This window comes from Pseudomonas sp. GW821-FHT09C10, from assembly GCF_059418085.1.
In genome coordinates this window covers 24006-36892 of sequence record NZ_JBWKPE010000003.1, presented here as the reverse complement: position 1 = coordinate 36892, position 12887 = coordinate 24006, and the positions used below count along the sequence as shown (strand labels likewise).

General features: G+C 60.7%; 11 protein-coding genes. 7 read left to right on the top strand and 4 right to left on the bottom strand.

Translation table 11 applies throughout. The annotated features are described in order from the left end of the window. Nucleotides 1–24: 24 nt before the first annotated feature. The 3 genes from AC07OT_RS07085 to AC07OT_RS07075 are packed head-to-tail and all read right to left on the bottom strand — an operon-like array spanning nucleotide 25 to nucleotide 3734. Nucleotides 25–939, bottom strand: a complete 915-nt coding sequence (locus tag AC07OT_RS07085; protein ID WP_065940683.1) for a PLP-dependent cysteine synthase family protein — start codon at nucleotides 937–939, stop codon at nucleotides 25–27. Between the two features lie 15 nt (nucleotides 940–954). Continuing rightward, complete coding sequence (moeB, locus tag AC07OT_RS07080) at nucleotides 955–2817, bottom strand: molybdopterin-synthase adenylyltransferase MoeB (protein WP_495107780.1); 1863 nt, start codon at nucleotides 2815–2817, stop codon at nucleotides 955–957. A 23-nt stretch (nucleotides 2818–2840) separates the two neighbouring features. Further along, nucleotides 2841–3734: a DMT family transporter gene (locus AC07OT_RS07075; RefSeq protein WP_495107929.1), complete on the bottom strand. Its 894-nt coding sequence runs from the start codon at nucleotides 3732–3734 to the stop codon at nucleotides 2841–2843. 160 nt (nucleotides 3735–3894) lie between these two features. Here AC07OT_RS07075 and AC07OT_RS07070 point away from each other — a divergent pair, with 160 nt between their 5' ends. Next, complete coding sequence (locus AC07OT_RS07070) at nucleotides 3895–5319, top strand: aminotransferase-like domain-containing protein (protein WP_065940681.1); 1425 nt, start codon at nucleotides 3895–3897, stop codon at nucleotides 5317–5319. A 187-nt stretch (nucleotides 5320–5506) separates the two neighbouring features. Here the strand turns inward: AC07OT_RS07070 and ppsR are convergent, their stop codons facing one another. After that, on the bottom strand, nucleotides 5507–6325 hold the full coding sequence (gene ppsR, locus AC07OT_RS07065; RefSeq protein WP_027603681.1) for a posphoenolpyruvate synthetase regulatory kinase/phosphorylase PpsR: 819 nt from the start codon (nucleotides 6323–6325) through the stop codon (nucleotides 5507–5509). Between the two features lie 177 nt (nucleotides 6326–6502). Between ppsR and ppsA the strand changes: the two genes are divergently transcribed. The 6 genes from ppsA (at nucleotide 6503) to AC07OT_RS07035 (ending at nucleotide 12833) form a co-directional block, all read left to right on the top strand. Continuing rightward, nucleotides 6503–8878, top strand: coding sequence for a phosphoenolpyruvate synthase (gene ppsA / locus AC07OT_RS07060; protein ID WP_027603682.1), 2376 nt, complete (start codon nucleotides 6503–6505; stop codon nucleotides 8876–8878). A gap of 104 nt (nucleotides 8879–8982) precedes the next feature. Further along, nucleotides 8983–9972, top strand: a complete 990-nt coding sequence (locus AC07OT_RS07055; RefSeq protein WP_141155779.1) for an alpha/beta fold hydrolase — start codon at nucleotides 8983–8985, stop codon at nucleotides 9970–9972. A 188-nt stretch (nucleotides 9973–10160) separates the two neighbouring features. Next, nucleotides 10161–10652 carry a ribonuclease E activity regulator RraA gene (gene rraA / locus AC07OT_RS07050; RefSeq protein ID WP_027603684.1) on the top strand — a complete coding sequence of 164 codons (492 nt, stop codon included), beginning with the start codon at nucleotides 10161–10163 and terminating at the stop codon, nucleotides 10650–10652. A gap of 26 nt (nucleotides 10653–10678) precedes the next feature. After that, nucleotides 10679–11674 carry a zinc transporter ZntB gene (locus tag AC07OT_RS07045; protein ID WP_495107779.1) on the top strand — a complete coding sequence of 332 codons (996 nt, stop codon included), beginning with the start codon at nucleotides 10679–10681 and terminating at the stop codon, nucleotides 11672–11674. An 86-nt stretch (nucleotides 11675–11760) separates the two neighbouring features. After that, complete coding sequence (locus AC07OT_RS07040; RefSeq protein WP_015885347.1) at nucleotides 11761–12006, top strand: hypothetical protein; 246 nt, start codon at nucleotides 11761–11763, stop codon at nucleotides 12004–12006. A gap of 2 nt (nucleotides 12007–12008) precedes the next feature. Further along, nucleotides 12009–12833: a mechanosensitive ion channel family protein gene (locus AC07OT_RS07035; protein WP_003175519.1), complete on the top strand. Its 825-nt coding sequence runs from the start codon at nucleotides 12009–12011 to the stop codon at nucleotides 12831–12833. Nucleotides 12834–12887 lie beyond the last annotated feature (54 nt).

Genomic DNA, 12887 nt, shown 5'->3' with positions numbered 1-12887 from the left:
CATTGTGGATGGTTGGAAAACCGGTTATTCGAAACTGGGCAGGTAGCTGTCGGCATTGTCGTAGACCATGGTCAACACCACCGTTTCGGGCGGCAATTCGGGGGCGAGCCTGGCGATGGCCACCATGTTGGCGGCGGAGGACAGTCCCAGGCTGATGGCATCGGTGCGCATGATGCGTTTCATCATGTCGATGCAGTCCTGGCGCGAGACCTTGAGCATGCCGTCGATCACCTCCAGATTGAGGATGCTCGGGATCAGGCCGATCGACAGGCCCTGGATATGGTGCGGCGCGTGCTGGTTCTTCAGCAGGTCGCACTCTTCGGGCTCCACGCCCATCACGCGCAAGGCTGGCCAGGCGGCCTTGAGGGTTTCACCGATACCGGTGATATGGCCGCCGGTGCCGATGCCGCTGACGAAATAATCCACACGGCGATCACCGAAGGCGCGGAGGATTTCCGGCGCGGTGGTGTCACGGTGGGTTTGCGGGTTGGCGCCGTTGCGTTGCTGGTTGAGCATCACGTAGCTGGGGTTTTCCAGCTGCAACTCCATGCATTTTTCACCGTGGGAATTGTTGCCGAGGCGGCTGTCGGAGAGCACCACCTTGGCGCCGTACAGGCGCAGCAGCTTCTGTTTTTCGGGGCTGTAGTTGTCCGGGATCACCAGCACCACCTTGTAGCCCAGCACGTTGCCGGCCATCACCAGGCCGATGCCGGTATTGCCGCCGCTGGGTTCGATGATGGTTTGCCCGGAGTCACGGATCAGCACGCCGCGCCGCTCGGCGTCGAGGATCATGCCGAGGGCGATGCGCGCCTTGTGGCTGCCCCCCGGGTTGAGGGATTCGAGCTTGGCGTAGACCTCGATGCCGAGGTCTTCGGAAAACTGCGCCAGGCGGACGATCGGCGTGTGGCCGATGGCGTCGAGGATAGAGTTATGCAGCATCGGTCAGCCCCCGGATCAGTACAACGGCATGTCGGGTTCGACGTCGCGAACCCAGTGCTTCATGCCGCCTTGCAGGACTTTGGTGTTGGCGAAACCCGCCGCCAACAGGGTGCTGGCCGCTTGCTCGGCGCGGGTGCCGGCGTAGCAGATCAGGTAATGGGTGTTGTCGCGGCTAAGGCGCCCGAGCTGGCCATCCAGCTCGGCCAGGGGGATATGCACCACCCCCGGTAATTTGCACACCTCCAGTTCGCTGGCGTCGCGCACATCCAGCAGCACGTCGGCGCTGCTGGGGTGTTCGAGTACCTGCTTGAGTACGCGCGGCTTGATGTAGCGCTCTTCGGCCAGGGACGGTTGGCTGGGCACGGCGTCCGCACAGACCGCTGGCTCCAGGGTTTCGCTGTGGCGCAGGTCGGAGCAGCACGGGCAGTCGGCACGGCGCTTGAAACGGATTTCGCTGAACTTCATCGCCAGTGCATCGAAGCGCATCAGGCGGCCGGACAGGGGCTCGCCAATGCCGATCAACAGTTTGATCGCCTCGGTGGCCTGGATCATCCCGACCACCCCGGGAAGCACGCCGATCACCCCTCCGGCGCTGCAATTGGGCGCCAGTTCCGCGGGCGGTGCGCTGGGGAACAGGCAGCGGTAGCACGGCCCGCCCTGGTAATTGAGCACGCTGATCTGCCCGTCGAAACGGTAGATGGCGCCGTACACCAGGGGTTTGCCCAGCTGCACGCAGGCGTCGTTGACCAGGTAGCGAGTATCGAAATTGTCGGTGCCGTCGATGACCAGGTCATAGGCGCCCACAAGTTCCATGGCGTTATCGGCGTTCAACGCGGTGTCGTGGGCGTTGATCTGGATATGGCGGTTGAGGTCCTGCAAGCGCTGCTTGGCCGACTCGACCTTGGGCATGCCCAGGGTGCTGTTGCCGTGGACGATCTGGCGTTGCAGGTTGCTGCTTTCCACCACGTCGAAATCCACCAGCCCCAGGGTACCGACACCGGCCGCTGCCAGGTACAGGCTGATGGGCGAGCCCAGGCCGCCGGTGCCGATGATCAGGACCTTGGCTTTCTTGAGGTTCAACTGGCCTTCGCGGCCGACGCCGGGCAGGGTGATATGGCGCACGTAACGTTGCACTTCCTCGTTGCTGAGGCTGTCGACGTCCATACCGCCGGAGGTGGCGAGCAGCACTTCGATGCGGGCTTTTTCCGGCAGCCGGTCATCGGCGCCGATCAGCTCTTCCTCGGCGGTGAACAGGAAGTGTTCCTTGAGCAGGTTGTTCTTTTCGTGAAACAGATGGGCGCGCAACTGCGGGTGGCTGCTGCAGAGGTTTTCAATGACTTCGCGCAATGTCGATCCGGCGCCCTCGAGGGTCGATTCCGGCAGCTTGGCCACGCGAACCAGAATGTCGGGGAAAGAGACAGCGTTCATGGACAACTCCGTGTGCAGGTCGTTGAAGGGGTTAAGGGTGAAATGCTCGCCATCCCAGGCAAACAGTTTTGAACCCAGGGCCTGGCCCCGGCGAACGTCGACTACCAGGTAACTGACGGGGTAGATCGGCTCGCCCATGAACAGGGCCTTGTCCTGGTCTTCATCGCTGAAATAGGCGCCGACATCCGGGTGGGAGTGGTAGATCACCACCACCGGGTTGTCGCTGCGAAACGCCTTGTTCATCAGCAGGGTGTCGGCCACCGAGAAGGTGTAGCCATTGGCCGCGCTGCGCGGGTACATCTCGGGGTTTCTGCGGTGCAGTTCGTTCTGGATGTTGCTGCCCAGGTACACGCTGCCGTCGGCGAAGACAAAGCCGCAGCATTCCTCGGGGTAGCTGCGGCTGGCGTGGGCGTAGATCTGTTCCAGGGCTTTTGGGCGGAGGACGTCCATGTTTCTCTCGCGTTGATGGCGGGTCAATTTTTCTTGGCCAGGAGTTTTTCAATGGGCAACTTGGTGATCGCAAAGCCGGCCAGCAGGATGGCCGAATACAGCATCAGGTCGCGGGAAATCGCCACGCCTTCGTACCAGGCGCCGATGATCACCGCGAACACCGGGAAGATGATGAATACGAACGACAGGATGATCGGGCTCAAGCGCTTGAGCAGCATGAAATACACGATGAACCCACCCACCGAGGCCACCAGCCCCAGGTAGAACAGCGCGCTCCAGGAGCGCAGGGTGATGGCTTCGAAGGTCGGCGTCTCAAACCACAACCCGGCCACGAACAGCATCAGCCCGGCAATGCCGATGGGCAGGGTGTTGTAGGTGATCACGCTGATGGCGCTGCCTTTTTGCTTGGTGATGACGTAGCACAAGGCGTGCATGATCGCGGCCGCCAGGATCGCCAGTACCCCCAGGAACTCGGCGTGGTCCAGGTGCAGGCCCTGGCTCCTGATGATCATGTAGAGGCTGCCGAAGCCGATACCGATGCCGACCACCTGGGAAAAGTAGATGCGCTCGCGCAGGAACAATGCGGAGAAAATCAGGATGAATACCGGCATGCAACTGAACAGCAGGGCGGTAAGACCGGATGACACATGCATCTCGCCGTAGTTGAGCAGGTAGTAGGGCACGCTGAAGTAGGACAGGGTCACGAACACGAAGAACCAGCGACTCTCGCGGGGAAACAGGATGGGCTCGCGGCGCACCTTGGCAAAGCACAGGAACAGCGGGAAGGCGATCAGGAAGCGCAGGCCGGCGGACGTCAGCGGCGGCACACTCTCCACGGCGATCTTGATCCCCAGCCACGTGGTGCCCCAGCTCAGGCACACGATCAGGAACATCATGCTGGTCACCAGCCCGGCCAGCCACTGCTTTTGCGTTTTGGTTTTGGCGGTGTTTTCGAGAACGGCGGACATTGGCATCGTTTATTGCTTCCCTGAGCCTGAATTGAACTCTATATTGAACTTGTAATGAGTTATGAAATTCGGCGATTGAACCCGTAAAAGCACACTATTAGGGCGAAAGATGGCTGTCAAAACAAATATTGACATGGTGTCAATTATGCGTGAGGGGTTGTCCAACGGGCAGGGCGTGAAGTACAAGCGCCTGTCCGATGTCATGGAACGGGGCATCCTCGAAGGCTTGATTGAGCCGGGACGAAAACTGCCGCCTCATCGGGTGCTTTCCGACAATCTGGGGGTGACCATCGGCACCATCAGCCGGGCCTACGGTGAGCTGGAGCGTCTGGGGTTGGTGGTGGCGCGCGTCGGTGACGGCACTTTCGTCCGCAAGCGTGGTATGGAGCGCCAGCGTGATGAAGGCTTTCGTAACTTCAGCGAGGAGCCGCGCCAGTACTTCGACATGAGCCGCAACATGCATATCCCGGGTCAGGAAACCACCTTCCTGGCACAGAGCTTCCAAACCCTGTCGACCAACGCCAAGTTCCTCCAGGACATCAGCGCCTACACCCCGGATGCCGGTCTGCCGCGTTATCGCGATGCGGGGGCGCAGTGGCTGGTGCAGTGTGATTTTCATCCCATTCCCGAGCAGGTGATCTGCGTCAACGGCGGCCAGCATGGCCTGCTGTGCGCGATGATGGCCCTGCTGCGCGCTGGCGATACGGTGGTCACCGAACAATTGACTTACCCGGGGCTGATCACCGCCGCACGCATGCTGGGTATCCGCCTGATCGGCCTGGAGATGGACGAAGAAGGCGTGCTGCCGAGCGCGCTGGATGAAGTCTGTCGTAATCACCGGGTTTCAGCGTTGTATTGCACGCCGACCATCCAGAACCCGACCACGGCGGTGTTATCGGTGGCGCGCCGTGAAGCCTTGGTGAAGGTGTGCCGGGAACATAATCTGCTGATTCTTGAGGACGAAGCCCATGGCGTATTGGTTGAAGACCGTCCACCGCCCCTCAGCCATTTCGCCCCCGAACGTACGATTTTGATCAGCAGCTTGAGCAAGGCCGTGTCTGCCGGGCTGCGTGTGGGTTATGTGCATGCGCCCCCGGCGCTGGTCAGCCGTATCTCGGCGGCCTTGCGCTCCACCTGCTGGATGGCCACGCCGGTGACCCTGGAGCTGGCGACGCAGTGGATCGAAAACGGCACGGCGGAATACCTGCTGCGCCAGCAGATCAACGAGATCAGCCGCCGCAAGACCCTGGTGCAGGACTTGCTGGCCGGCCTGGCGTACCGCACCCACCTGAACAGCCCGCACTTCTGGATCGAGGTGCCGGAGCCCTGGCGCGCGTCGGAAATCGAGGCGGAGCTCAAGCAGAATAATTACCTGATCGCCACCGCCGAGGCGTTTGCCGTAGGGCAGACGGCGGTGCCGCAGTTCATTCGGGCGAGTATCTGCAATACCTCGGGGGATGATCAGTTGTTGCGGGCGGGGTTTGATGCATTGGCGACGGCGTTGGGGCAAGGAGGAGGGCGGTTTCACCTATAGCGAGTGGACGTCCATGCTGTGAGCAGGCTCGTTGTGGTGAGCGGGCTTGCCCCGCGCTGGGCTGTGCAGCAGCCCCAATCAAGATAAATGCGGTGTGTCAGCCAGTTCTCGCTGACTGGTTTGGGGCTGCTTCGCAGCCCAGCGCGGGGCAAGCCCGCTCACCACAGTAAAGCAGTGTCTCAAGGCATTATTTGAAGCGCCGCTCCACACCTTTCTCCACCAGAATCTTCGCCGAAATCTCTTCCACCGAAAAATGCGTGGAATTGATATGCGCAATGTTCTCGCGACGGAACAGATTTTCTACTTCGCGCACTTCGAATTCGCACTGGGCATAGCTGGAGTAGCGGCTGTTGGGCTTGCGCTCGTTGCGGATGGCGGTGAGACGGTCCGGGTCGATGGTCAGGCCGAACAGCTTGTGCGAATGGGCGCGCAGCGCCGCGGGCAGCGTCAGGTGCTCCATGTCGTCTTCGGTCAGCGGGTAGTTGGCCGCACGGATGCCGAATTGCATGGCCATGTACAGGCAGGTGGGCGTTTTGCCGCAGCGCGACACGCCGACCAGGATCAGGTCGGCCTTGTCGTAGTAGTGGGTGCGAGCGCCGTCGTCGTTGTCGAGGGCGAAGTTCACCGCCTCGATACGCTCCATATAATTGGAGTTGTGCCCAATGGAATGGGACTTTCCGACCGAATAGGAGGAGTGTTCGCTCAACTCCTGCTCCAGCGGTGCCAGGAACGTCGAGAAAATGTCGATCATGAAACCATTCGACGTTGCGAGAATCTCACGGATGTCTTGATTGACGATGGTGTCGAAAATGATCGGCCGAAAGCCGTCTTTTTCAGCCGCCAGATTGATTTGTTGTACCATGGCCCGCGCTTTATCCACGCTGTCGATATAGGGTCGCGTGAATTTGGCGAAGGTATTGTTTTCGAACTGCGCGAGCAGGCTCTGACCCAGGGTTTCGGCGGTAATGCCGGTGCCGTCGGAGATAAAGAAAGCAGATCGTTTCATTTGAGCCCTGGGCCTTAAGCTGATGACGAATCTTGGATATGATAGGCGCGATTTTGCCGTCCCATAGTGGGCCGCATTCTCACTTATTTTCCAGGTCCAGGCCACAAACGCGGGTAATCGCTCCTACGAGCAGCCGGCGTCCTGAGCTTTTCCAACACAGTTAGTGGAGAGATCACCTTGGTAGAGTACGTAGTTTCCCTCGATAAGCTCGGCGTCCATGATGTAGAGCACGTAGGGGGCAAGAACGCATCCCTCGGCGAGATGATCAGTAATCTTGCAGGCGCTGGTGTGTCGGTGCCCGGTGGTTTCGCCACCACGGCCCAGGCTTACCGCGATTTCCTCGAACTGAGCGGCCTCAACGCTCAGATCCACGCCGCGCTGGATGCCCTGGACGTCGATGACGTCAACGCCCTGGCCAAAACCGGTGCCCAGATCCGCCAATGGATCATGGAAGCCGAGTTCCCCGAGAAGCTCAACGAAGAAATCCGCACCGCCTTCGCCACCCTGTCGGCCGGCAACCCGGACATGGCCGTCGCCGTGCGCTCCTCGGCCACCGCCGAAGACCTGCCCGACGCCTCCTTCGCCGGCCAGCAGGAGACCTTCCTTAACATCCGCGGCGTGGAAAACGTGATCCGCGCCGCCAAGGAAGTGTTTGCCTCGCTGTTCAACGACCGCGCCATTTCCTACCGTGTGCACCAGGGTTTCGACCACAAGCTGGTGGCCCTGTCTGCCGGCGTGCAGCGCATGGTGCGTTCGGAAACCGGCACCGCCGGCGTGATGTTCACCCTCGACACCGAGTCGGGCTTCCGTGACGTGGTGTTTATCACCGGCGCCTACGGCCTGGGCGAAACCGTTGTACAAGGCGCGGTCAACCCGGACGAATTCTACGTGCACAAGCACACCCTTGAAGCCGGCCGTCCGGCCATCCTGCGCCGCAACCTGGGCAGCAAGGCGATCAAGATGATCTACGGCGACGAGGCCAAGGCCGGTCGCTCGGTGAAAACCGTGGACGTCGACAAAGCCGAGCGCGCGCGCTTCTGCCTGAGCGACGCGGAAGTCAGCGAGTTGGCCAAGCAGGCGATGATCATCGAAAAGCACTACCAGTGCCCGATGGACATCGAATGGGCCAAGGACGGTGACGACGGCAAGCTGTACATCGTGCAGGCCCGTCCGGAAACCGTGAAGAGCCGGACCTCGGCCAATGTCATGGAACGCTACCTGCTGAAAGAAACCGGCACCGTGCTGGTGGAAGGCCGTGCCATCGGCCAGCGCATCGGCGCCGGCAAGGTGCGGATCATCAAGGACGTGTCCGAGATGGACAAAGTCCAGCCTGGCGACGTACTGGTTTCCGACATGACCGACCCGGACTGGGAACCGGTGATGAAGCGTGCCAGCGCCATCGTTACCAACCGTGGCGGGCGTACCTGCCACGCGGCGATCATCGCCCGTGAGCTGGGGATTCCTGCGGTGGTCGGTTGCGGCAACGCCACCCAACTGCTCAAGGACGGCCAGGGCGTGACCGTGTCCTGTGCCGAAGGCGACACCGGCTTCATCTTTGAAGGCGAGCTGGGCTTCGACATCAAGCAAAACTCCATCGACGCCATGCCCGACCTGCCGTTCAAGATCATGATGAACGTCGGCAACCCGGACCGTGCCTTCGACTTCGCGCAGTTGCCGAACGCCGGTGTGGGCCTGGCCCGCCTGGAGTTCATCATCAACCGCATGATCGGCGTGCACCCCAAGGCCCTGTTGAACTACGACGGCCTGCCGCTGGACATCAAGGAAAGCGTGGACAAGCGCATCGCCGGCTACGACGACCCGGTGGGCTTCTACGTCGAGAAACTGGTGGAAGGCATCAGCACCCTGGCGGCGGCGTTCTACCCGAAAAAGGTCATCGTGCGCCTGTCGGACTTCAAGTCCAACGAATACGCCAACCTGATCGGCGGCAAGCTCTACGAGCCCGAAGAAGAAAACCCGATGCTGGGCTTCCGTGGCGCCTCGCGTTACATCAGCGAAGCGTTCCGTGACTGCTTCGAGCTCGAATGCCGCGCCCTCAAGCGTGTGCGCAACGAGATGGGCCTGACCAACGTCGAGATCATGGTGCCGTTCGTCCGTACCCTGGGCGAAGCGAGCCAGGTCGTCGACCTGCTGGCCGAAAATGGCCTGTCCCGCGGCGAAAACGGCCTGCGCGTGATCATGATGTGCGAACTGCCGTCCAACGCCATCCTCGCCGAAGAGTTTCTGGAGTTCTTCGACGGCTTCTCCATCGGTTCCAACGACCTGACCCAGCTCACCCTGGGCCTGGACCGCGATTCCGGGATCATCGCCCACCTGTTCGACGAGCGTAACCCTGCGGTCAAGAAGCTGCTGGCCAACGCCATCCAGGCGTGCAACAAGGCCGGCAAGTACATCGGTATCTGCGGCCAGGGCCCTTCCGATCACCCGGACCTGGCCAAATGGCTGATGGAGCAGGGTATCGAAAGCGTCTCGCTGAACCCTGACTCCGTGCTGGAAACCTGGTTCTTCCTGGCGGAAGGCCAAGCGTCCGCCTGAGGTCGCCATGTCAAAAGTGCCGGTCCCCCGTCAGGGTGACCGGCATTCTTATCTGTACAGGGCGGAATCCTTGCGGACGTCGCCCTTTTTTGTGCAAGAGCATTATGCAAAGCAGCAGCAACCTGTTTCCTGTCGCCCTGATCAGCGCTGAGCGTCGTGGCGACCTGAGTGAAGACGTGTATCGCCTCAAGCCCGGTAACAGCCCCGACGGTACCGTCGAGCTCGCGGTGACCCGTTTGGGCCTGGCCGATGTCCCGGAAAACCGGGGCATACCGGTTATTTTGTTGCACGGCAGTTTTTCCAACCGGCGTTTCTGGTATTCGCCGAAGGGGATCGGCCTGGGCGCCTACCTGGCCCGCCAGGGATTCGATGTGTGGATCCCGGAAATGCGCGGTCATGGGCTGTCCCGGCGCAACCAGGACTACGCCCGCAACCGCGTCGCCGACTACGCGCGTTACGATCTGCCGGCCATCGGCGCCTTTGTGCGTGAGCAAAGTGCGCAGATTCCCCATTGGATAGGTCATTCTCTCGGCGCTACAACCCTGGCGGCGGCCCTGGGTGGGCAGCACCTGGGTGCGCCGGCAGTGGCCTCGGTGGCACTGTTTGGCTGTCAGGTCAGTCGCAGCCACTGGCCATTGAAACTTCCTCCAGTGGAGTGGACCGGCCGTCTGCTGTTGAAGCGCTTCGGCGAAGTGTCCGGCTCGCGGCTCAAGCGGGGCCCGGAGGACGAACCGGCCGGCGTGCTGATCGAAGCCATGCGCTGGAATGGCCTGTTCGGCCGCTTTGGCGAGGGTAAGCGCGATTGGTGGAAAGGCCTGGCGGACGTCGATGTGCCGCTGCTGGCCGTCAGCGCGGCGGGCGACCAGCAGGATCCGGACTGGGCGTGCCGTAAGCTGTTCGAGCAGATCGGCTCCGAGCACCGTCAGTACCTGTGCCTGGGGCGTCAGCAAGGGTTCAGCGGTGATTTCGGGCATGTGGAAATGCTCGTCAGCAAAGCCGCCCAGGCCGAGGTCTGGCCGCTGGTTGAGCAATGGTTGAACGATCCGCTGACACCTTTATTGGGTGCCAAGCCCGAGGCATTGGTCGTAGTTTGACCCAGGGCTCTGCCAAGGGCGTTTCGCTCGTGTGTGGTTGCGGCTAATATATGACGCGTTAAACGCTTCTGGTCATATTCAGTCGCGCAGTGGTTATTGCGTTACGACGAAGCGGATGGGATGTTGCGCACCGGCTCCGGCTGGTGCTTCTTTCGAAAGACACTTCTTTGGCGGAAAGGAATTTTTCAATGAACCATTACGTGACCCCCGACCTGTGCGACGCCTACCCGGACCTGGTGCAGGTAGTCGAGCCGATGTTCAGCAACTTCGGCGGCCGAGATTCCTTTGGCGGCGAGATTGTCACCATCAAATGTTTCGAAGATAACTCCCTCGTCAAGGAGCAGGCCGACCAGCCGGGCGCCGGCAAGGTGCTGGTGGTCGACGGTGGTGGTTCCCTGCGGCGCGCGCTGCTGGGCGACATGATCGCCGAGAAAGCCGCGAAAAACGGTTGGGAAGGGTTGGTGATCTATGGCTGCATCCGTGACGTCGATGTGATCGCCCAGACCGACCTTGGGGTGCAGGCGCTGGCCAGTCATCCGATGAAAACCGATAAGCGCGGCATCGGCGACCTGAACGTCGTGGTGACATTTGCGGGTGTGACGTTCCGCCCGGGTGAGTACATCTACGCCGACAATAATGGCGTGATCGTCTCGCCAAGCCCGCTGCAGATGCCTGAATAAAACCGCAATAACCGACAGGGGTGAGGATGTTCGAGGAAGAAAACGCGCAGTGGGGGCTGGTGCATGCCCTGGTGCTGGACGGTAAAGGCGGTGCGCGTTCGATTGCCCGGACTGAGCTCGACGACTTGCAACTGCAGCCCCAGGAAAGCCTGTGGCTGCACTGGGATCGCAGCCATCCCCAGACCCAGACCTGGCTGCGCAAATCCAGTGGCTTGAGCGAATTCGCCTGTGACCTGCTGCTGGAGGAGAACACCCGCCCACGCCTGTTGCCGCTGCCGGATGCCGAGTTGCTGCTGTTCCTGCGTGGGGTCAACCTCAACCCGGGGGCCGAGCCGGAAGACATGGTCTCGGTACGTATCTTCGCTGCCGCCAGCCGTGTGATCTCCCTGCGTCTGCGCCCGTTGCGCGCCACCGATGAACTGCTGGTGCAGTTGGCGGATGGCAAGGGGCCGAAAACCGCGTCGGAGCTCATCCTTTATATGGCGCAGTACCTGACCAACAAGGTCCAGGATCTGGTCACGGATTTGTCGGAAATCGTCGACGCTGAGGAAGAAAAACTCGATACCGACGAACGGTATACACCTGAACATGGCAGTGTTTTGCAGATCCGTCGCCGAGCGGCCGGGCTCAAGCGTTTCCTGTCGCCGCAGCGGGATATTTTTGCCCAGCTCACGCGGATAAAATTGCCGTGGTTCTGTGACGACGATGCCGACTACTGGAACGAATTGAACAACAGCCTGACCCGCTACCTGGAAGAGCTCGAATTGACCCGGGAGCGCGTGGGGCTTGTGCTTGAGGCCGAAGACCGACGCTTGAGCGTACGCATGAACCGCACCATGTACCGCTTCGGGATCATCACGGGAATCTTCCTGCCGATGAGTTTCCTGACCGGTTTGCTGGGTATAAATGTGGGAGGCATACCGTTCTCTGCCAGCCCCTACGGATTCGTGATTGCATGCCTGTTGATGGTGTCGGTGGCGCTCGGACAATGGTTGTTGTTTCGACGATTGCGCTGGGTTTGAGCTGAATATGACCTGAACGTAGGAAGGGTCCTATGTGACCCCAAGAATTTTACCCTCGTCTTTTAAAACACTTGCGAGAGGTCTTTATGCACGATCCGTTCGAACAGTCTTTGCGTGACATGCTCAATGCCTCGCCGTCCAACCGCGACGACGATGCCTGCCTGGGCCGCGTATTGAAAACCGCTAACCGTCAGGTGGGCGCGGGTGACCTGTTCGGTCTGCTCGGCCGCTGGATGCCGGCGTTGATGATGGCCCTGAACAACGGTTCGGCCCATGTATCACCGGTCTCCCGTCGTAAACCTCTTGCTCGCACTGCTGATAAGGCTGATTGAATATGGAACTTGATCTCTGGACCCAGAGCCTGGTCACCGCGATGACCGCATTGTGGACCAAGGTGGCGAATTTCATTCCCAACCTGTTTGGTGCCCTGGTCCTGGTGTTGCTGGGCTTTGTCGTGGCCAAGCTGCTCGACACCCTGCTGTCCAAACTGCTCGCGAAACTGGGCCTTGACCGCCTGATGGCCGGCACTGGCCTGACCAAGCTGCTGGGCCGCGCCGGGTTGCAGGTGCCGATCTCCACGTTGATCGGCAAGATCGTCTATTGGTTTGTTTTGCTGATTTTTCTGGTTTCTGCGGCGCAATCCCTTGGACTTGAGCGAGTTTCAGCTACGCTCGACATGCTGGCGCTGTATTTGCCGAAGGTTTTCGGCGGCGCGCTGGTGCTTCTCGTAGGCGTTTTGCTTGCTCAACTGGCCAATGGGCTGGTGCGCGGCGCCGCTGAAGGGGTGGGGTTGGATTATGCCGCTGGCCTGGGGCGTATCGCCCAGGGGTTGGTGATCATCATCAGTATTTCGGTCGCGATCAGCCAGTTGGAGGTCAAGACTGACCTGCTCAACCACGTGATCGTCATCGTTTTGATTACCGTTGGTCTGGCCGTTGCGCTGGCCATGGGCTTGGGAAGCCGGGAAATTGCCGGCCAGATTCTCGCGGGAATCTATGTGCGTGAGTTGTATCAGGTTGGGCAACAGGTGCGTGTGGGCGAGGTCGAAGGGCAAATCGAGGAGATCGGCACAGTCAAGACGACGGTGCTGACCGATGACGGCGACCTGGTGTCGCTGTCCAATCGGATTCTCCTCGAGCAGCAGGTCAGTAGCCGCTAACCCGGTAAACCCTGCTAATGTACGCCGCCGCAAGCCTGGCTGACCGGGCTGTAG

Bases quoted from the DNA above. Each gene is read 5' to 3' on its own strand.
- ppsR (WP_027603681.1), bottom strand. From the start codon at position 6,325: ATGAAACGATCTGCTTTCTTTATCTCCGACGGCACCGGCATTACCGCC.
- AC07OT_RS07085 (WP_065940683.1), bottom strand. From the start codon at position 939: ATGCTGCATAACTCTATCCTCGACGCCATCGGCCACACGCCGATCGTC.
- moeB (WP_495107780.1), bottom strand. From the start codon at position 2,817: ATGGACGTCCTCCGCCCAAAAGCCCTGGAACAGATCTACGCCCACGCC.
- rraA (WP_027603684.1), top strand. From the start codon at position 10,161: ATGAACCATTACGTGACCCCCGACCTGTGCGACGCCTACCCGGACCTG.
- AC07OT_RS07040 (WP_015885347.1), top strand. From the start codon at position 11,761: ATGCACGATCCGTTCGAACAGTCTTTGCGTGACATGCTCAATGCCTCG.
- AC07OT_RS07045 (WP_495107779.1), top strand. From the start codon at position 10,679: ATGTTCGAGGAAGAAAACGCGCAGTGGGGGCTGGTGCATGCCCTGGTG.
- AC07OT_RS07070 (WP_065940681.1), top strand. From the start codon at position 3,895: ATGGCTGTCAAAACAAATATTGACATGGTGTCAATTATGCGTGAGGGG.
- AC07OT_RS07055 (WP_141155779.1), top strand. From the start codon at position 8,983: ATGCAAAGCAGCAGCAACCTGTTTCCTGTCGCCCTGATCAGCGCTGAG.
- AC07OT_RS07035 (WP_003175519.1), top strand. From the start codon at position 12,009: ATGGAACTTGATCTCTGGACCCAGAGCCTGGTCACCGCGATGACCGCA.